General features: G+C 46.2%; 10 protein-coding genes. 3 read left to right on the top strand and 7 right to left on the bottom strand.

All coding sequences use genetic code 11. The features are described 5' to 3' along the window. Positions 1–49 precede the first annotated feature (49 nt). The 5 genes from rprY to F597_RS0111160 form a co-directional block, all read right to left on the bottom strand. Positions 50–766 carry a response regulator transcription factor RprY gene (rprY, locus tag F597_RS0111180; RefSeq protein ID WP_019539830.1) on the bottom strand — a complete coding sequence of 239 codons (717 nt, stop codon included), beginning with the start codon at positions 764–766 and terminating at the stop codon, positions 50–52. 1 nt (position 767) lies between these two features. Beyond that, on the bottom strand, positions 768–2327 hold the full coding sequence (locus tag F597_RS0111175) for a sensor histidine kinase (protein WP_019539829.1): 1560 nt from the start codon (positions 2325–2327) through the stop codon (positions 768–770). Between the two features lie 338 nt (positions 2328–2665). Then, a complete protein-coding gene (gene sov, locus F597_RS0111170; protein WP_169337977.1) occupies positions 2666–9931 on the bottom strand; it encodes a T9SS outer membrane translocon Sov/SprA in 7266 nt (2421 codons plus the stop codon). A gap of 214 nt (positions 9932–10145) precedes the next feature. Beyond that, positions 10146–10736 carry a Holliday junction branch migration protein RuvA gene (ruvA, locus tag F597_RS0111165; RefSeq protein ID WP_019539827.1) on the bottom strand — a complete coding sequence of 197 codons (591 nt, stop codon included), beginning with the start codon at positions 10734–10736 and terminating at the stop codon, positions 10146–10148. Positions 10737–10881: 145 nt separating this feature from the next. Beyond that, positions 10882–12099: an L-serine ammonia-lyase gene (locus tag F597_RS0111160; RefSeq protein ID WP_019539826.1), complete on the bottom strand. Its 1218-nt coding sequence runs from the start codon at positions 12097–12099 to the stop codon at positions 10882–10884. Between the two features lie 379 nt (positions 12100–12478). Here F597_RS0111160 and F597_RS0111150 point away from each other — a divergent pair, with 379 nt between their 5' ends. Then, on the top strand, positions 12479–13234 hold the full coding sequence (locus F597_RS0111150) for an acyl-[acyl-carrier-protein] thioesterase (protein WP_019539824.1): 756 nt from the start codon (positions 12479–12481) through the stop codon (positions 13232–13234). Between the two features lie 29 nt (positions 13235–13263). On the opposite strand, the gene F597_RS0111145 is transcribed toward F597_RS0111150, so the two are convergent. After that, complete coding sequence (locus tag F597_RS0111145; protein WP_019539823.1) at positions 13264–13875, bottom strand: LEA/WHy family protein; 612 nt, start codon at positions 13873–13875, stop codon at positions 13264–13266. Positions 13876–13897: 22 nt separating this feature from the next. Continuing rightward, the gene (locus F597_RS0111140) at positions 13898–14977 is read right to left on the bottom strand and encodes a DUF2027 domain-containing protein (RefSeq protein ID WP_019539822.1); all 1080 of its coding nucleotides are present in this window, start codon (positions 14975–14977) and stop codon (positions 13898–13900) included. Positions 14978–15255: 278 nt separating this feature from the next. Here F597_RS0111140 and F597_RS0111135 point away from each other — a divergent pair, with 278 nt between their 5' ends. Together F597_RS0111135 and F597_RS0111130 are read left to right on the top strand one after the other, a co-directional pair. After that, positions 15256–16482: an S-adenosylmethionine:tRNA ribosyltransferase-isomerase gene (locus tag F597_RS0111135; protein ID WP_019539821.1), complete on the top strand. Its 1227-nt coding sequence runs from the start codon at positions 15256–15258 to the stop codon at positions 16480–16482. Positions 16483–16610: 128 nt separating this feature from the next. Further along, positions 16611–21056 carry a translocation/assembly module TamB domain-containing protein gene (locus F597_RS0111130; RefSeq protein ID WP_019539820.1) on the top strand — a complete coding sequence of 1482 codons (4446 nt, stop codon included), beginning with the start codon at positions 16611–16613 and terminating at the stop codon, positions 21054–21056. The last annotated feature ends 98 nt before the right edge of the window (positions 21057–21154 follow it).

Genomic DNA, 21154 nt, shown 5'->3' with positions numbered 1-21154 from the left:
AAAAAGCCGCTCCTTACGGAAGCGGCTTTTGTAAGATCAGAAATCGTATTTATTGTTCACTATTTTCATTTTCATCGGTAGGAACAATCAATTTGTAACCTTTACCGTGGATATTGATAATCTCGATATTAGGCTCAGGTTTTAGCAATTTACGCAACTTAGTGATATACACATCCATACTGCGTGCATTGAAATAGGTATCCTCTTCCCATATTTGTTTCAGGGCATGATTCCGTTCCAGGATATCATTTGCATGCGCGCAGAGGAGCGAAAGCAACTCAGATTCTTTGGTGGTCAGTTTTGTCTGGGTATCACCAATAGAAAGAATTTGCTTTTGGGTATCGAATGTCATTGTGCCAAAGCTATAGACTTGTTGTTCTTTGCTCTTCTTGCCTTTCACACGGCGGATGATCGCTTCAATACGAAGTACCAACTCTTCCATACTGAATGGTTTGGTGATGTAATCATCGGCACCTGCTTTGAACCCTTCCAACACATCTTCCTTCATATTTTTTGCAGTCAGGAAGATCACGGGGATTTCTGTATTGATGGTTCTTATTTCTTTTACAAGCGTAATTCCGTCTTTTTTAGGCATCATCACATCCACGATGCAAAGATCATACTTCGTCTTTACAAATCCTTTGAAACCGGCTTCCCCGTCGGGAAACAGATCGGTGTCAAACCCTTTTGCCTGGAGATATTCTCTCAGCAACATGCCAAGATTCTCATCATCTTCGCATAAAAAAATTTTTAACTTCTCTTCCATATCATTTTTGTGTTATTACGGGTAAACTTATTATAAATTTTGTTCCTTTTCCTAATTCACTATCGGCACGAATGGTACCGTCCATGTCAGTCACGATTTTTTTTACGTATGCCAGTCCCAGGCCGAATCCTTTTACATCGTGACGGTTGCCGGTAGGCACACGGTAAAACCGGTCAAATACTTTCTTCGCATCCTCCTTTCTCATTCCGATTCCATTATCCTCAATACTGATAATGATCTTATTTCCTTCGTTTCTTGTTCGGATCATTAACTCCGGCGGAACATCCTTCTTCTTATATTTCAGCGCATTGTCGAGAATGTTGAAAATCACATTGGTGAAATGCATCTCGTCCACTTTAATAGTAGATTCCTCTGCCTGAAGGTCGATATCAAGGGTCCCTTCCAGTTTTTCTACTTTCAACACATGCGTATTGGCCACACTCACCACCAGATCGTTTGCATCGATCTCTTTCATTTTCAGAGTGGCCTTCTGCTTGTCGAAAAGTGACATCTGCAGCACCTTTTCTACCTGAAAACTCAATCTTTTGGTTTCGTCGTGGATCACACCGGTGACATGTTTGAACACTTCGGGTGATTTCAGTATCGATTCATCCTTGAGCATCTGTGATGCCAGCGAGATGGTAGAGACGGGTGTTTTAAGCTCATGCGTCATATTGTTAATAAAATCGTTTTTCATTTCAGACAAACGCTTTTGCCTGAAGAGTGATACCACCGTAAATATAAACGTTATCAGCAGGATAATCGTGAATATAAGCGACGGAATAAAGAAAGAAAGTTCGCCGTACACATAATTACTTCTCGTCGGGAAATAAACCCTTAGCCTGTTTAATTTTGCCGGTGGGTCTTTGGGAAACAGAATCTGATTGTAGATCGCGTCTTTCTGCTTTGTGGAGAACCCCGGTGAGGAGTAGACCACTTTATTGTTGAAATCTACAATCTGAAAACTGAAAGGTACATTCAACCCATTGTAAGCCAATTCATACCGGATGTATTGCTCCACTTTGTTGAAATCTACCCTTTTCTCAATCGGTTCATCACTTGCCCGGGTCATTATGTCGAGCACAACTTCATCCAGCAATTGACGTTCATGCAGATAGCGTTTCGACAAAGATTGCTGCAAGTCGTACTGTGTTCTGGAGATGGTGCTGGAACCCTGGTTAGGGGATAAAAACACACTCTCCCGCTGTTGTTGCGGGCGTACCGACTGCTGTGCCCTGCTCAGTTCGATTCTTGTTTCACTTCCATCGGGGCTGGTAATCGTTGTACTACTGCTTTCACTCGTGATACTTTGTGAGATTTGCGGTCTGTTGTATTGTGAATACCTGTTTTCCGATTCAATCATATCCTGTTCCAGGTATCTTCGCGTCTGATCCTTTTCCAGGTCTTTCATCACGTTATACAGGCTTCTGTTTACCTGTTCGTCGAATTGCTGAGTACGAATATCCAGACTGGTACTCATATACCTAACCTGCAGGAATAACAATACAAAAAACGCAGTGAACATCACAATAGCAAGCAACCAGATAGTCGATTTTTTCATACACTTCTTTTACTTACCTCCGTTTTAGTGATAATCTTATTTCAAAGATCGTCTCTCTTCATTTTAATTTAACAAATAAACCTCTTTTTTGTTTAACACTTGTCCTTAAAATTAAAAAAAATCGTAAGGAGGTGCCTTTTACAACATAAATTAATAGAATGTCTCCGATCAGGTTTTCATTTTAGGATTTGTTTAGCACGTTCGAGATTTAAAATTTAGCTTACGCTGATTTGCAATTCGGATTTGACTTCGTCGATTTGCAATTCAAGATTCCATCTTCCATCAATCTCCCCATCCCCAATCTCTTGTCAATCTCTTTCGATCAATGAATCATCAAATCAATTTTGATCCATATTGAATCGGAGGCTTATTCCTGCACTTGTGGTTGAAGTGGGGTAGGAACCTGATGAAACAAGCGGCCGGTGAACCATCTTGTCAAAAAAAGCACGCAGGGTGACCAACCTGCTTAATGAATAGTCGGCTGAAAAGCTGATAGTGGTTGTCCTGATGCCGCTTGTGGCCTGTGTAAACCCTTCTTCAATTCTTCTGATCATCGCATGGGTGATTTTCCGTGAAATATCGAGGCGGATATTGAGATCGTTACTGAACGCGGCCGTCCTGTCGTCCGGTTGTGTATCGCCGGTCGTTTTACCTGCGGAGGGTCTCCGGCGCTCTCTTTGCGTAGAATTTGCCCCAAGACCAATGATGCGGTTGAAGTGCTGGATACGGTATCCCAGACCGGTCACAATATCGCGGTCACTCGTCTCCACAATCTGATAGGAAGCAATGTTGAGGTTGAGCGCTCTGCTTCTGTTAATCCTGAAATGGAGGCTTATGTTGTTATCCCATACTCCCCGGGCTTCGATCAATGGATTGAAACTCTCCTGAATACTCGCAGAAGATATGTTGAATGGAGAGGAGGGAACAGGAGAGCCGGATACCGCGTCACGTATATACCCCAGATCGCTTCCATCGGAGAGAGGTACCCAGCTCATAAAGGATTCGAACGATCCGATCCTGTACTGGGAAAGGTATTGATGGGTGAGGGTGAGCGACTGCATATGTTCACCCAGTTGAGGCAGCAGTCTTATCAGGTTATACGAGACAAGCCAGTTGGGTAATAGTGCGGAGATATCCGGAAAAGGAGTGAGTCCCACCGATCCCGGGTCTTTACCTGTATAAGCGGCCAGGAAAGCGGGGATAAGTACATCGGCCGAGTTGATATCCACGTCGCCCGTGCTGCTGTCGAAGGGTTCACCCTCGTAGTCGCTCCCGGTAAGAAATCCTCCTGTCGGGTAGTTTGTGCCTGCGTATTGTTGCCTTGTGCGTTCCGCGATGATCTGTCGGTTCCCGAGGAACTTTTCGAACGCAGGTGAACGGTAGTTGTTGTCCGCTTTGGATGTTTCAAAAGCCGAAGAAAGGGTCTGTATGGTCATGGCGAAACTGCCTCCCCTCTTTTTGGGCATATCGTCGAACATATATTGGATTTCTGTCCGATGATTTTTTTCATACAAGGCATTCAGGTCTATCCTTAGCCCCGGAAGCGGCTCTAAGGAGGCATCGAGCCGCAGATTCCTTGTTTCATTATAGATCGCCGGGGTGATGTTGTTTTCGTTCAGCACAAGAAGGTTATTGGTTTTCAACTTCTCGACGAACCGCTCGCCACCCTCAAAACCGAAAGCAAATTTCCATCCGGGTTGTAGCCTTCCCGGCATATGAGCCTGCCCGAAAAAGTCGCCGATCATTCCCTCAAAGCCGGGGATATCGCTACGCGACCGGTATCCCCAATTGATGCTGACACTCCGGAGCATCATCAGCGTCTGTGCAGCATACCGGGCAATATCCTGCCCGGTGCTGTTCCATGCTCCGGGAGGAGTGCCGGCCTGGCGTATGTTTCCCTCGTTGCCTTGCCTGTTGTCCTTTTGAGGATGCCATTCACCGGCAAAACGGTTGTTGATCTCCCGTAAAAAGGGAATTTTATTGTAGAGCGATATCATGTTGAAACGATTGTTGAGTGTGAACGAAAGGTCGTTCTGCAAAAAATTGCCAATCCTCTCGTCCTCTATTATTGCGCCTCGTTCCCAGCGGTAGCGGGAGTGATAGGCAGCACTGGAGCTAATCCAGTCGAGCAGTGGAATATGAGCGAACGGCAGGGTGTAGGTCACATCGGCCGTCTGTGCATAGTTCAACGGTTTTCCCAGTTCGCGGATGCTCTGCATCACTGAGTCTTTCCATATCGAGTAATCGCTCCTGTTAAGCTCTTTGTTCACCTGCAGATAGGGTTCCTCGATCTCGGCGACGGTACCCGACCGGAAAGCGGTTCTCAGGTTGCGCGTCAGATCCCAGGTAATAGAGATATCCCGATTCCAGAAAAAATTACGGCTAAATGACAAGTATTTTTGCTCTGCTTGTGTGATCCCCTCAGCATAGGCGTTCAGGTCGCGTAACTGCACCTCTTCATAATGGCGCACGAGATCGGAGCTAAGCCGGATATTATTGGGCAGGTAATTGAGGTTCATTGCCCGGAGCGGTTTTGTCCAACCGGAATTGGAGTTGCTGTTCCTGAATGGTTCCCAGGTCTTGGTCTGTGGTGTGTAGTCATAATTGGCCTGGATCCTGAAATCTCTCAGAGTAGCATATTCGGTATCGGGGCTTCGGCGTTGGTTTTCGTTGCGGGCGTAGGTGAAACTGAAATTGGCCGGGTCATAAGGCATCGGATGTTTACTTTTGATATCCATCTTCACGTTGCTGAGGCTGAAGCTTACATCTTTGATGCCGGTGGTAGCGATTCTCCGTATCGAGTCGCGCAGGAACGGTGTGGCGGAATGTTGAAGGGATTCTGAGAGTAGTATATCCTGGTTGAACGGATCGTAGAGGGGTGCCGTGAGCTGGTTGGAGTAGGAGAAATAGAGAGGTGCCGACAGCTTGAACTGTTTGGGCAGAAAGCGTCCCATCTCCAGATTCAATGCCAGTTGTACCGATGTGAAATCATCGTCGCGTCGTTCCAATAGGCTTTGGCTAAGTGCTCCAAAGCCGGCCGTCTCTTTCCGGCCGGAGAAACTGACTGTCCCGATGTCGGACAGCGCCAGTTGCACATTTCCTTGTGCTGCCCAGCCTCCTTTCTCGTCGAATTCGCTCAGACGTAGTTCGTTGACCCATATTTCTGCTGACCTGTGACTGTCGGTGTTATTTCTGATGCCGATCATCAGCACTTTTACTTCGGCCAGTGACGGATTGCCGGTGATGGTGATCCTGTTTTCCTGCTTTTCAGGATCGGGACGTGTGTAAGGTATAAAAAAGGATACTCCGTCATCGTGTTGTTTGTCTGCATTACGTGCTAATTTCAGGTTGGTAAGCAGCGTGAGCGGGAAATCGAGCATATTCTCTCCCGGCCATACCTTCTCCTGATCCGGCAGGTTATTGGAACTGTATTGCCCCTCGGGGGTGAGTCGTAGAGGGATCTCGTATTCATAGTAATTATTCCTGTAATCCGATCCCAGTCGCAGGAAGATAGAGAGGTCGCCATCCTGTAGGGTTCCCGGATCTTCAGGCAACCGTTCCGCGTGGACAAACATCTGCAGGCGTTTGTATCGACGCAGGTCGTACATGCTGCCCTTATAGACTGCGCGGCTGTCATCCGGATCGAGATCAGTCACTTTCAGAGAGAGCGACTGTTCATTTTCCTGCCGTAGTTGGGGTTGTCCCGGATCGAGAATACGGGTAACACCCGGCGGAAGGACATAGTTGACCGGCGTGCGGCGGCCGTTCTCCTCGATATTGACCGTTGAGATATCGAGGTTGCCGGATCCGGTAACCGCTCCACCGGAGGCGAGATCATTCCGGTAGTTCCTCCATTCGCTTCGTTTCAGTTCCAGTGTGGCAAAGCGCAGGAACTGCGGCTCTTCGAAACCGGTAAGGAACATCCGCATAAAACGGATATTATTGAACCCCTCTATATTGCCTGTTTTTACCTGGTATTCCCGGATAGGGATTTTAAATTGATACCAGGTGACTTTCCCGTCCGTTCCGTTTCGTAACCGTACGCTCGTTTCCCGTTTGTCCGCGATGAAATTGGTACCCACCTCCAACGCTTCGGGGCGGAGGGAGATTTTGTACTGGTAATAGGACTCATTCTCATTGAGGGTGTTGTCATTGTCGATATCCTCGATATCGGGAGTAGCCCGTGAGGCTGTGGAATAGGGATTCCCATCTTCCGGAGAGAGTGAATTTCCTTCTGTGCCGTTGAAGTACTTATACCGGTCGAGGATACTCAACTGTTGCCTGTCCTGTTCTGTTCCCCGATAATGGCGGAAACTGTCCCCGGACGGATCATTGAGTGGCGAATGGGCATCTTCCTGCATCCGCGAAAGGGTTTCACCCGACAGGCGGGGACGCAATGTTTCCAGATAATCCCTGTAAGCGGGATATGATTTTTCTTCTTCGCTGCTCAACCCGTTCAGCCCCACATCCTGTAGCCGGCGGGATTCGTCGCCCCGGGAATTGTCGAAAGCATAGACGGTAGACTGGCGCCTGGGGTACTTTCCCCATACCGAATAACCTACGGCTGTGGTATCCCCATCGACCGGCAGTCCGTTCTCAAAGAATTTCTTGCCGTCTTTCAACACATCTTCCGATATTTCCCCCAGGTTAAAATAGAGGTCGCCCCCTTGTGAGGTACCCAACGTATCATTCACGAAAGGATCCATCAGCCAGAGCTCTATGTATTCGATATTGGCTGCTTCAAAATCGCGGACATCCATCCGGCGGGTAATGCCACCCCAGCGGTCCTGTGGATTGAGCAGCCTGCCCTCACTGTCTACGTTGGTGTCGAGGTTATATGGCCCCCGCTCGTTAGGATAGTAGGAGAGATTGAGTACCGGGATGGTGGCGGGTTGCCCGAAATAGGCATCCCTGCCGGGGAATATCTCCCGTTCATAGATCTCGCGCACGCGGTGGTCGGAAAGCTGTTCGGCGTCGTTCCTGATATGGGAGGGGGTGAGTCCCGAGTTTCTGTAGGTGAACATACCGTCGATATAGAACCACGCCAGTTGCGCCCGGTTTTTGCCGTATTCGATATTGTTGGAAAGAATCGCTTCGGGAAATAACCCGGTAGAGGTGTTGTTATAAGGTGTGGCGGCAAGCGACCAGCCGTAAGGGTTGCGGAGGTCGATCCCTGAAGCGGAGGACTCGAAATCGTCGAGATAGGAATAACCGCCCGTGTATTTGTTTTTGTAATGTCCCGCGATCAGATGGGCAAATTCCAGCCTGGCCGAGAGTTGGGAGGGAGCGGTAGCTTCTACGAACGGCAGCAGGTTGAGCAGGTTGGTCAGGGCGATGGATTCTTTTTTATAATCCATGTTGAGTCCCCACAGGGTGTTTTTTGCCGACTCATCGCCAAAAACGGTTTTCATGATAAGCGGTTTTTCATAATAGTGCATCAGCGTGGCACCGGCGGAGAAATTCTTTGAGAAATTGTAAAGTAGATTCACCCCCATCAGTGTTTTGCGTTGCATCTGTGATGCCATCCGGTTTTCGAGTGTGACGCTCACAGAGGTGCCGGCATCGATGATTGACCGGTTGATAATACGTACTACGCCGGAGAGATAATCCACAGTATAATCCACCCCCTCGGTCAGGGTAATGCCGCCGGCAGTTACCCTGACCGATCCCCGCGGGACATTCATTGCGTTCAGGTTGATCTCCGCCCCCGATGAACCTCTGTACTCACCACTCATGCGGAATTTGTTCTTTTCCGGCACCTGGCGGGCAGTGGTGAGTGTGGAGTCATATAACTCCTGATAGACAAAGCGGTCAGCCACGACATCGTTACCGATTCTTTCCCGGAGGTGCGAACCAAATGGCTCCACCACGGGGAAGATAATACGTCCGTTTCCGCTGTCAATGGTGTAGCCGTCCAGAAAGTCGAAGATCCCGTCGGGATAGGGATCATTGCGTGAATTGAGCCTGTCGAGGTTCATCACCTGTAACAGTAATTTTTCCTCGATCCCGCTGTTGGGAAGATAGTTCAGATAGATGCCGGTAGTATCGCTCTGGTAGGTGATCTGCAGTTTGAAATGTTCTTTCTGTAAATCGTAAGCGCTGTAACCTACGGAATAGATATTTTTCATCATCAGGTCCCAGGTGTAAGATCGGGGGGAGAGAGAAACCGGTTTCAGCAGTTTCATGAAGAGCGCACCTCCCCCCACATCATCGGAAAATTCTCCTACCTGGTATACCTGTCCGTTGCGGGTGTATTCAAAAGCGACCGCCAGTACTTCGTCCGCCTGCAACGGCATTTGAAGCGAGATATACCCTAACTGCGTCTGGAATGTGTATTCCGACGGATTGAGAAGACGTGCATTTTCGAGTTTCTCATAATCGATACCACGAACTATGTTGTCAGGTAAAGTATTGTCGGTAGCGGTAATATCTCTTGCGCCGGCATAAGTAGTAACAAGTTGCTCGTACATGGAGTTGGCACGGTTATACGGGTACTCTTCACCCCCCTGCGGTGTCCAGAAAGGGTTATGTATGGTATTGTACTCCCCCAGGTCGGCAAATGCGACCAGGTTTCTTACCTGGTCGTAATTGCCCTGTTTATTAGTGACCCATACCTCCATCCGCGTGATCGAGACCGGTGACTGGACGTAGGGTAACTTGCCCAATGCGTGGTCGTATGACTCACGGAAATAGTAACCCAGGAAGAAGTGCCTGTTCTCATCATATTGGTCGGCATTGAATTCGAACGGCGTAGTTTGTACCCCTCCGCGGCTGTTCACCGTCTGTGTTTCCGATTGTTGCTGGGAAAAAAGAGTATTGATATGTAGTTTGCCGAACTGCAGATCCGCTTTTATACCGAACAGTGCCGCCCCGCCGTTGATAAGTGAATTGGTGGTGGTCATGCTCACATTCCCTGCTTCGATATTCCGGATGATCTCATCTTCATCGCCCCGGTATGCCAGTTTTATCTGTCTGGCATCCATGTCAAAAGTGGCGTCGCTGTCGTAGTTGATATTGAAATCAATCTTATCGCCTACCTTCGCGTTCATATTGAGTTGAATCTGCTGATCGAAATCGAACCGATTGCGTACACGTGCCCGTTGCGGCAGAGTGGGGTTATTGGTTACATCCCTTTTTAATCCGGCAGAAATTTCTATAGACCCTTGTGTGGTCAACCGTACCCCTCCGGGACCGAAAATGGTAGCACCCTGATTATTCCTCGCCCGCTGTCGGGAGAGTGGAGTGGGGCGGACGGGTGGTGGACTGCTATCGCCTGAAGCATTACGATCCCTGAAATGACTGTTTTGCATCTGCTTCAGACGATACTCCATATACTCCTTCGGTGTCATGACAATGGGTATGCCGACAACCATATCGCCGATCATCCGTTCAATAATATAGAGGTTAGTATGATGATCGTACCGGACTTCTGTTCGTACAGAGGGTGGATCCTTTAAATGGGCGGGAATAATATTGGGAGTAAGGGTGCTGTCGGGCAGTTGGGGAGACTGGGGAGGTAAGGATTGTGCATATAGGCCCTTACCGTCTTGCATCAAAGGAAGGAACGGGCATATAGAATAATATGCACATAAGAGAATGAGCATACGAATTCCATACGACCATCGTGAGAAGAAATGAAAGATTGCCGTATGGATAAGAAAGAATATGTGACTAATTTTTCTCAGAGAAACAACAGCTTAACAGGATTCATCTATTCAAATCCGTATTACGTAATCAGCCTGTTATCATCTCTTCAAAGTCTCATTAATCAGTTTATGCCGGAGTGACGGGAGTTGGTTGCCGACAATGTCAACAATGTTATAATCTTTTCAATGCTTCTTTGATCACGCTTTCTACCGGTAATGTAGGCGATTCTTTCAATATCTTTGACACTACTTTCTGTGAAGCGGTCTGTACAAAGCCGAGCATCACAAGGGCAGAAACAGCCGCATGACCTGTTTCGGAGAGGTCGCTTTTCGTGGGAAGTTGAATGGTACCGCTCTCATCAGTCATTTTGATCTTGTCTTTCAGATCGACAATAATTCTTTGTGCTGTCTTGGCGCCGATCCCTTTTACGGATTGTAGTACTGTAGTGTTCTCCGTAACGATCACATTTTCCAGTTCCCTTGAATTGAGGGATGAAAGGATTATCCTTGCTGTGCTGGGTCCTACACCCGATACGGAGATAAGATAAAGGAACAGTTCCCTTTCATGTTTATCCCTGAACCCGAATAACACATGGGCATCCTCACGGATGGACTCATACACGTAGAGTTTTGCCGTGGGTTCCTGACTGATCGCACCGTAAGTGTTCAGTGAGATATTCAATTGATAGCCGATACCGCCACATTCCAGTGTTACATAGGTTGGTGTAAGTTCCGCTATCTCTCCTTTGATATAATCTATCATTTTAATGCAATAGGTTGATTACGTAATACCGCTGTTATAACGGTGAAATTTATAAAAAAGTATATCCGGGACACAAAAAGATCCACCTCTCCATTGAACTTTTGTAAGTCGTAAGATTGCAACTAAATCATACGACTGAGATATTTCATGAAAAAGTATGTCCTTTGGCCAATCCCCCTTCGCCGGTCTCCTTATAGAGTGATGGCAGGTCGTGTCCCGTTTCTTTCATTACATTCACCACGCGGTCGAACGAAACCCGGTGGATCCCGTCTGTAAAAGACGAATAGAGGTTGGCGTCCAATGCCCTTGCGGCAGCATAGGCATTGCGTTCGATGCAGGGGATCTGTACCAGTCCGCATACCGGATCACAGGTCATTCCCAGGTGGTGCTCCAGCCCCATCTCCGCGGCATACTCAATCTGGGCAGGACTTCCCCCAAAGAGCTGACTGGCTGCCGCGGCTGCCATGGCGCAGGCAACGCCTACCTCTCCCTGACATCCCACCTCGGCACCCGAGATAGAGGCATTCTCTTTTACGATATTACCTACTAAACCCGCAGTAGCCAATGCACGGAGCATCCTGTTCTTACTGAAACTGCGACTCTCTTCAAGATGGTAAAGTACAGCCGGTACTACTCCACAGGAGCCGCAGGTAGGTGCCGTAACAATTTCTCCGCCCGAGGCGTTCTCTTCCGATACCGCCAGGGCATAGGCAAAGACCCGTCCCCGCGATTGTAATGACGCTTTGTATCCTTTGGCTTTGATAAAGTAACTTGCCGCTTTACGATGCAGACTTAAGGGTCCGGGCAATACCCCTTCATTATCGAGCCCCCTTTCCACGGCAGCCTTCATTACCTGCCATACCTCTGCGAGATAATCCCATATCTCTTTGCCTTCGTGCTCTTCCACATATTCCCAATAGCTTCTTCCGGTTTTTTCACACCAATCCATTATTTCTGTCAGAGTAGTCATCGGATAAATATCTTTACCTTCGTTCCCTGTGACCCCGATCGTTTTTTCTCCATCGGAAATCTTACCGCCACCTACGCTGTAGACCGTCTGTGAACCTGTTACCTTCCCGTCACTATCGTATGCCTCCAGCTTCAATGCGTTGGGATGAAAAGATAGGAATGTCTTCGGTAGCCATTCGATGGTGGTCGGTGCGACCGGCTCCAGGACGCTCAGGATTGCTTCGTCGGTCAAGTGTCCTTTTCCCGTAGCAGCTAAACTACCATAGAGTGTGACGATGAATTTCTTCGCTTCGGGGTGATTTCCGGCGAACATAGCTGCTGCTTTTTTTGGCCCCATAGTATGGCTGCTTGATGGTCCGTTTCCGATACGGTAAAGTTCTCTGATTGATTGCATAAAATAAATGTGAAATTAAGTTCCTGCAAAGTCTTTGCAAAGGTAATGATTAATTTCATATGATTATTTTATTGTTTTATTTCGGTATATGGAACCTTTGATGTTCAAAGGTATCGTATGACAATTGAGCGAAGCGAAATCGCCGACTTCCTCTAAAAGTATTAGCCGAGCTTGTCCCGATTTATCGGGAAAGCAACTCGCTTTTAATCATGTATTTGTGTGAGAATGATTCTTATGCTCGTTTTGTGTGGAAAAAGAGTCCTTACAGACTGATGCCGGCTAATAGACCATATCGACAGATCAACCGGAGAGTTAAATTCGTTTTTGGATATTTTTGTACCTTTGAAGTTTTTAAAAACGAAATAGTTGAAAGGGAAAAATGAGTGCAAAGAAAAAATACAGTTACGATATTGAGGCGCAGGATATCGATTTTCGGCGTAGAGTTTCACTTAGATCGCTCACCAATATGGTGTTAATGACTGCCGGCAGGAATGCGGATGAAAATGGTTTCGGGCTGTTGGAGTTACAGGCGGAGCATTATACCTGGGTGCTTTCACGCTTAGTGATCGATATGGAACGGTTCCCTACCGAACAGGATTCCCTTTCTATCGAGACCTGGATCGAGCATGTGGGAACAACATTTACTACCCGTAATTTCCGGATGAGGGATGGTGCCGGAACAGTAATCGGACATGCGAAATCCTCTTGGGCGGTCATCAATATGCAGACACGCCGTAGTGTGCGGTTAGATACTATCCCTGCGATGCAACAATTTATTGTGAACGAAAGTATACCGTTAGATGAGCCGGCCAGGATTGCCAATGTAGAAGGGGAGGCGGCCAATAGTTTTATCGTAAAATACAGTGAAATAGATGTCAATGGCCATGCTAACAGCTTGAATTATGTGCAGTGGTTATCAGATTGTTTTTCGCTCGATTTTTACCGTAAGCATTATATCCGGCGGTTTGAGATCAACTTCCTGAAAGAGATCACTTATGGCGACAGAGGAGAGGTTCACCGGCAGATGATTGCCCCCGAAGATTATCTTTTCCAGATTGAAACAACAGAAAAAGGAACTGCTTGTCGTGCACGTATACTGTTTGAAAAGGCCACAAATAAAGAGGCGGGAAAATAATTTCCCGCCCCGGCTAATCGGTTTACCTGTTAATTTTTTCCTGATCCGTTATCTTTTCCTCCAAAATTAAATACTACAGGAATCGCTGCAGGCGATTTAAGGACAGTATTTCCAACTGTTAATTTGGGCCATAACTTCACAGTGACGGAAGTCTCATTGGGAGTGATTCCCAGGAAAGCGCTCATCTCATTGGCGACCCGCTGCTGTGAATAGCGGTTCATCACATTTCTCAGATCAACGCTGATGGGGATGGGAACCACTTTGGTCTCTCCCGGTTCAATGCGGATAGGGATATCCATTTTTCCTTCCACAAATTCCATCTCATTGATCTGGATGGCATAATCCAATGCATCAAGGAAAGCAGCGTTTTTGTTGGGATTAGTCACATCCATATTGAGGGTCATGCTGAACGGTATGTTTTGCATGGTGGATACCCCGGCCAGTGCAGTGGCGATGGATGCCAGTTTCGATACGGAGATGGCGGAAGCATTTCCCAGATTTATTCCTGCCAGTTGGATGTTGTCTAACGAACGATAGCGATATTCACTTTGTGAAAGTTGGTAGGCTCCTCCGATTTTATTCACTACGTCGCAGCCGTTGAACAGAAGGGCCACGCTAAGGAGCAGGATCATCTTTTTCATACGAGATTATTTTATTTGTTTTTTATTTAATAGTCACCATTGTCGCTCCATAGCCGTATTCTCGAAAAGAGGCGTCCTGGTAAAAACATTTGGGATAATTCTTTTTCAACTCTTTGATGATGGCATTTCTGAGTACGCCATCCCCTTTCCCGTGGATAAACACAATTTTGTGGTTTTTGCGATGGATATGTTCATTCATCACCTCATTGAATTTATTCAACTGATATTCCAGTATTTCTGCATTATTCATTCCCACGGTGGTGTCAAGCAATGCATTAGTATGAAGATCGACTTCGGTTGTCGTCTCTTTTCTTGCTTTTTCGATCCGTGCTCTCTGCGGTCGATCGTCCTGCCTCTTTTTTTCTTTCATTGCCTGCTCCAGATCACCTGTGGAAATGCGAAGCTTATCTTCCGGGATATCATTTCGCATGATAAAACAGGTAAGCGCATTGTCTTCGAAATAGTCGTTCTCATGAAAACTATGCAGCTTATAGAACTTCACCGTATCGATACGCAGTTCTACCGAGCAGGGATTCTTGGCACTGAACGGTTTGTTCCGCTTGAATGCGATGAACTGCACGGTCACCTTCTCTATTTCATTAAGATCTCCTTTTTCGAGTTCTTCCAGAAATATTTTGGTGTTCGGTTCGATAAGCCCGCTATAGCGTATTTTCAGGGAATCTCCTTCCCGGCTCATGTAATTAAAAAAGAGATAGTAATTACTGTCGTTCACGAAATAACATTCGTAGGTTGTGGATGACAGATTCTTTATATCCATAGGAAGCCATGCCAGACAGGCTGTAATCTTTTCACCTTCCGGAGTTTCTTCAGGCAATTCTTCCTCCTTTTTCTCTTCTACTGATGGGTTGAATCCTGAAGTGGCGGGAACTGTATCATAAGATAGCTCCTCCTTTTCGGGCAATTTCGTCAGCTTTTCATTACCTGCCGGTTGTACCACAACACATTCCGAAATCAGTACCGGTACGTCGAAGCCATGTTCATCTTCAACGATTACCACCTGTTTATTCCGGAATCCTTTTACGATCCCTCCCCCTACTGTATTGAGAAAACGGACCGTGTCTCCTATTGTTAATTTATTCATTGTAAAGTGTCAGCGTGTTTCATTTGTCAAGGCGTGTTTATGACGGAAGCGCCTGTTTGACTCTTTTATTCTTGTTACGTATTGCAAAGTTGACTAATTTTGCGGAATAAAATCATTAATTATTACGAAAAATCATTTTTGTGATAGTAAAAAAATGTAAGAGTTTGATGGAGTTGAAAATTGAAAGTTGAAAATTGAAAATGAAGAGTGAAGAGGAAGCCCACTTCAATTCCCCAATCTCCCCCAATCTCCATCAATTTTCTCAATAAAATACTCGTATGGAAATAGAAAAAACAAGACAACTGCAAATATCCCAATATAATTATCATCTTCCCGACGATAGAATAGCGAAATATCCCCTTCAACAAAGAGATGCATCCAAGCTATTGCTGTACAGTGGTTTGCAGATCAGTACCTTCCGATTCAGTGAACTGCCGGAGTTGCTTCCGGAAGGGAGCCTGCTCCTGTTTAATAATACCAGGGTGATTCATGCCCGTTTGTTGTTTCAAAAGGAAACCGGTGCTCAGATTGAAGTATTTTGCCTCTCGCCGCATTATCCGACCGACTATGTGGTAAATTTTCAGCAACGCCGACAATGTTCATGGAATTGTATGATCGGGAATGCCAAGCGCTGGAAAGGAGAGCCATTACAGATGCAGATACCCGTCAATAAAGGTATAGTGGGGCTGAAGGTTGAAAAGGCCGGGGTTACGGATAGTAATGATACGGTGGTGCAGTTCTCCTGGGACAATGAGGAGTTTACATTTTCGGAATTATTGGAGATTGCCGGGAAGTTGCCTATTCCTCCTTATCTGAATCGTCCTTCGGAAGCAAAAGACGATGAGACTTATCAAACAGTCTACTCCCGTTTCGAAGGGTCTGTGGCGGCACCCACTGCAGGATTACACTTTACGGAAGGGATGATGGAGCAGCTTCGTCAGAAAGGAATCCGAACGGCAGAAGTAACCCTGCATGTAGGTGCAGGTACCTTCAAACCGGTGAAAAGCGAAACCATAGCCGACCATGAGATGCATACCGAATTTATCTCTGTGCCGAAAGAGACTATTGAGCAGTTGCTGCATCATTCAGGGAAGGTCGTGGCGGTGGGAACCACCTCTATGCGTACCGTGGAGAGTCTTTACTATATAGGAAAGAAACTGGGTGTTAATCCCGGGGTATCGGGTCATGAATTGGACGTGAAGCAATGGGAACCGTATGACGGTACCCCGGATATCGCCCCCAGGCAGGCGCTCCACAATATTCTCCGTTATCTTGAAGAGACCGGGCAGCAACGTCTCATCTCTTCCACGCAACTGATGATTGTCCCTGGTTACGAATTTCATTTTCCCAATGCCATTATTACGAATTTTCATCAGCCTCAAAGTACACTCTTGCTGCTTATTTCAGCATTTGTGGGTGATGATTGGCATAAGATATACGATTATGCGCTGGAGAATGATTATCGGTTTCTGAGTTATGGTGATAGTTCTTTGTTGTGGAAATAGTAGAATAAAATTCAAAAAGCCTATTTTTGGTTAAAAACTTCCTAATATACGGTTTTTTACCCTCTTTTTTTTGTATTATTGCATCGTTTAATAATCGAAAGTCTTTCATTTATAATATTTCAATTAAGTTGGTCGCTAAAATTGCACGCATATTCGCCATTATCATTGTCAGTATTATATTGTTGAATATAATACTTTTCATTGTTTTCAGCATTCCAGCAGTACAGAAGAGTATGGCGAACGTAGCGTTGGAAAAATTCAGACCACTCATCGGAACGAAAGTCGATCTGGAGAGTATCCGTATCCGTCTTTTTAATACCGTGGAACTTGAAGGGGTTTATGTGGAAGACCTGCAGCAGGATACATTACTTTATGTCGGCAAGATCGCAGTCCGCATCCATGCACTGGATCTCTTAAGGAATAAGGTGACGGTACACAAGGCGGGTATCGAGAATTTTACAGCCAATGTTCATCGTGAATCACCCGACGACCCATTTAATTTCCAGTTTATTATTGATGCTTTTGTCAAAGAGAAAGATACCACGCAGGTGGAGAAGGATAAGAAACCATGGCGTATTACTGCCAACGAGGCAATATTGAAGAATGGAAAACTCCGGTATAATATTCTTTCGATGCCTGAGACTCCGGGAGCCTTTAATGTCAGTCATATAGATATTGAAGATTTTAATTTTAGGGGAAACGTGGATTTTCTGAGCCCGGAAGATATGCAGGCTGAAGTGAATCATCTCAATTTTCTGGAAAAGAATGCGGGCCTTACACTTAATAATTTGAAAGCCCGGATGAAGGGAGAGGGCACTTTGCTCAGCAGTGACGGGGTGACTGTCGCTTTGAACGAATCGCGTATCCAAGTCAAAGATGCGGCTTACGATCTGGAATCAAAAGTATTTTCTCTTACTGCAGAAAGTAATCAGATCGATCCGCTTGATATAAATATTTTTGTTTCCCGTTTTGCTCATCTCGATAAGCCGATCTCATTTGAAATCAGCGCAAAGGGTACGTTGCCTCAGGTTGAGTTGAATAATCTGACTTTCCGGTATGGTCCCGACACCGAAATCAATGTCTCCGGATCGATCTCTGATTACGGTGATATCAACAACGGGGAATTGCATGTGAATCTCCGTAATCTGTCTGTCTCCCAGGAAGACCTGCAAGCATTGATCCGTATCGGTACACCTGAATTTGCTTCTCCCGAACAGTTGGTGGCCATGGGCGACCTCAATCTCCGGATGAAGGCTGACGGCCGTTTGAGACAATTCCTTTATGACGGAGAGGCGGTTACAGATCAAGGCAATGTAAAACTCAACGGGACCGGGCGTATAGGTAATGAATTTAAAAGTCTTGTTTTTGAAGGGCCTGTGACGGCCAATAATATAAAAGTGGGCAATATCATCGGAGAGGATGCCGGAATAGGGAATACTACCATAGATACGGATCTCAAATTATCTATCCTTCAGGACTCAACGATTACTGTGGCAGCCGGTGGGCGGATCGTATCGACATCTTTCAGGGACTACCATTACAGTGATATTTTCTTTGACGGGGTGTATAGCGGCAATAGTGTCGTTGCTGATATCCGTTCCGATATGGAGAGAAATAAGTTTGATCTCTCCGGGGACATCACATTTGGGGAAGCAATGAAGTTTGATGTAAAGGGAAATGTGGAACGACTTGATCTGTCGCCCTTCGTGGCGATCGAGAGTTGGAAAGATCCTTATCTCAGGGTGAATATCGATGGAAATCTCTCAGGTAGTTCGATAGATGACCTGACCGGAATGGTCGTGATTGATAACATTTCGCTGGCTGACAGTAATTTCTTCTATAACCCTGGCGCGATCTATCTGCAGGCATTGCCCGATGAGGGCGAGGGAAAGAAGATTGAATTCATGTCCTCTTTTTTTGAAGGTAATATCACGGGTGATTATTATTTCTCTACTATCGGTGCAGAGTTGATGCGGGCAATCCATCCTCATCTTCCCTCCGTAATCGTTGAGAAGGAGGAGCAGGAGCAAGTGCAAACCGGCAAGAATAATTTTCAGTTCAATATTCAACTTCAAAATACCGAGGATATTTCCTATGCGCTTTCCCTTCCGTTTTATAATGTGGAGCTGGCGACCATTTCCGGTCGTGTGGACATGACGGCGGACGAATCGCTACAGATCGACGCACATCTTCCCCGGATAATGGTAGGAAGTAATGATATCCGGGAGACGAAGATGAGCCTACGTAACCGTACGTCTGATCTCGGACTGGATCTGAACAGTTACCTGGTACAGAATAACGGATATATTAATGTAAAACTGGATAGTGATGCGGCGTCGGATTCGGTGAATAACCGCCTGTCGTTCGATATGAAGCAAAACAATACCAACTCCAACGGGGAACTGATGATCACAATGGGATTCCGGCGTGATATTGACGACCAGTTGGCGGCAAACATCCGTATACCACCTGCCACGATCATGTTCAACAATAAACAGATCGACTTTAGCGATGCTGCTATCGCCTACAGTACAGACCGCATCGCCATCTCCAATTTTGGAATCAGTGAAGATAACATGCTTTTGCTGGGAATTGACGGGGTTGCATCCAAAAGTGAAGCCGACAATATACGGATCTATTTCAATAATACGGAACTGGCAAATATTCTCAACGCGTTTAATGTAACCAACTTTACCGGTTCCATCAATGGCGATATCTATGTACGGCAGGCACTGGATAATCCGATGATACGCACCGAAGAACTCCGGGTGGATAATATTACCGTGCATGGTGACACAATTGGTACTTTCCGGATCGATGCGGATTGGGATAACCTCCTCTCCGGCCTTAATTTGAATGCCTGGCTTGAGGATGGAGGAGAACGCAGCCTCGATATCAAAGGATATATTCCTACCGGTGATGACAGCCCGTTTCCGATGGATGTAAACCTCTCTATTGCTGATTTTAAAATGATGGCAATCCAGCCGCTTACCACCGGTGTTTTTAGTGAATTGAACGGACGTTTAAATTCTAATATACACGTAACCGGCACACTTTCCGAACCAATAACGGAAGGATGGCTCGGAATTGATGATGGTATGATGAAGGTGGCATTTACCAATGTAACCTATTTTATATCCGATACAATAGAGATTAGCAGGGATAATGTGGGATTGAAAGATCTGGTGATCCGTGACCAGAACAATCATACAGCCACTTTGAACGTAAGCCTGTCACATACCAATTTCGGGCGTATGGTGTATAATGCCGGTATCCGTCTCAACGATTTCATGCTGCTGAACAATGCGAACCGGACCGACCTGATGGCCTATGGCAACCTGAAACTGTCGGGAGAACTGAAAGTGACGGGGTCTCCCTCCGGAATTTTTGGCAATGGGAATTTGACCAGTTCAAGCAAGTCAGATGTTACCGTGGTACTTCCACAAACAGCGACAGCAACGGAATACAGTGGTATAGTTTATGTTAGCAGCAAATCCCGGGAACCCGATTCACTGGCATTTCTACGTAAGAATGAAGAGGCCGGAACACAGCTTAACACTAATGTGCCCAGAGGTATTCCTATTGTGATGGCAATTACCGTGAACCTGAATCCGTTACTTGAAGCGGGTGTGGTACTCGATCCAACTACCGGTAATGCGCTTGAAATAAGTGGAGAAGGTGAATTAAATGTCAATTTCAACTCCCGATCTACACCGCCGGTATTACTTTATGGAGACTATGTTATTAACAGTGGAAAGTTTCATTATAACCTCCAGAATCTTCGTACGATAGAGTTTAATATTCGTGAAGGGAGCAGGCTCTCCATGGTAGGGAATCCGATGAATACGCAGTTCAATGTTACTGCTTATCTGCCTGTAAAAGCAGATCTGGCAACACTCCACCCCTCATTTTCCACACAACTCGCCAATACACGGGTAGCTGTGAATGCGTTACTTCAGATCAGAGGAAATCTGGAAGGGATGGATCTGCAATATGATATTGAACTGCCGGAAAGTTCCAATGATATTCAACAACGGGTAAACGGTTTTCTCTCTAATGAAGAAACAAAAATCCTTCAATTCGCCTATCTGGCTACTACCGGTAACTTTATACCTTCGGAAGGGTCTCCGGACATGAACTTTGGTTCGTCTGTATTTACAAAATTTGCGGCCAATACCCTCTCCCGGGGGTTGGATGCCCTCTTTGCCAGCGCGCTGAGCGACAACTGGTCGATTAGTACCAATCTGGAGTCGGTCGACGGTAGCCTCGATAACGTGAGGATGGGAGTGGATGTATCTACCCGTTTGATGAATAACCGGTTGCGTATCAATACTAACCTGAGCTACGGGGAAAACAGTATGGAAGCCGGCCAGCAGGCATTTCTGGGGGAGTTTGAATTGGAGTATGATATCAATACCTGGCTTATGCTGCGGGCCTTTAACAGGGCCAATCAACGGTTTTACCGCCGCGCACCCACCACTCAAGGGGTGGGGATCATGGTTACCAGGGAGGCTAAAATATTCAGAGAGTTATTTGATTTCAGGTTTGTCAGACCAAAGGAGGAAGAAGAGTAATGATTTGATGCGATGATCCCGACAGGTCGGGACAAGTAGTGACGATTTATTGATTAATGTGCCAATCCCGACAAGTCGGGATAATTTGTCCCGGGAAG

Origin of the sequence: Proteiniphilum acetatigenes DSM 18083, assembly GCF_000380985.1 — a bacterium.
GTDB classification, from domain to species: Bacteria; Bacteroidota; Bacteroidia; order Bacteroidales; family Dysgonomonadaceae; genus Proteiniphilum; species Proteiniphilum acetatigenes.
This window is presented reverse-complemented; position numbering and strand designations above follow the sequence as displayed.